This window comes from Acinetobacter sp. I-MWF (genome assembly GCF_025433935.1).
Taxonomy (GTDB): domain Bacteria; phylum Pseudomonadota; class Gammaproteobacteria; order Pseudomonadales; family Moraxellaceae; genus Acinetobacter; species Acinetobacter guillouiae.
This window is the reverse complement of sequence record NZ_JAMBAR010000082.1, coordinates 1-222: the sequence shown is the minus strand read 5'-3', so window position 1 is coordinate 222 and position 222 is coordinate 1. Positions and strand designations below refer to the sequence as shown.

The 222-nt window shown below is 39.6% G+C and carries 1 protein-coding gene and 1 pseudogene; both read right to left on the bottom strand.

Going from position 1 to position 222, the window contains the following annotated elements:
* Positions 1 to 140: CoA-transferase (locus tag M2R48_RS21500; RefSeq protein ID WP_315972872.1), on the bottom strand; the 140-nt coding region annotated here is incomplete at its 3' end.
* Between the two features lie 2 nt (positions 141 to 142).
* A pseudogene (locus tag M2R48_RS21495) lies at positions 143 to 222 on the bottom strand (3-oxoadipate CoA-transferase); the annotation flags it as partial.

Genomic DNA, 222 nt, shown 5'->3' with positions numbered 1-222 from the left:
AGAAATACATCTTTATCTGTTGGCAGATATTTTGAAATCTTGGTCGGTAAACCAATGCCTAAATTGACATAAGCCCCATCTGGAATATCTTGGGCAACACGTTCAGCAATTTGGTCACGGCTTAGTTTTTGGTAGCTCATTATTATTCTCCATTACCATTGGCTGCATCAACTGCAACCACATGCTGAACAAAAATCCCTGGGGTAATAATATGCTCAGGAT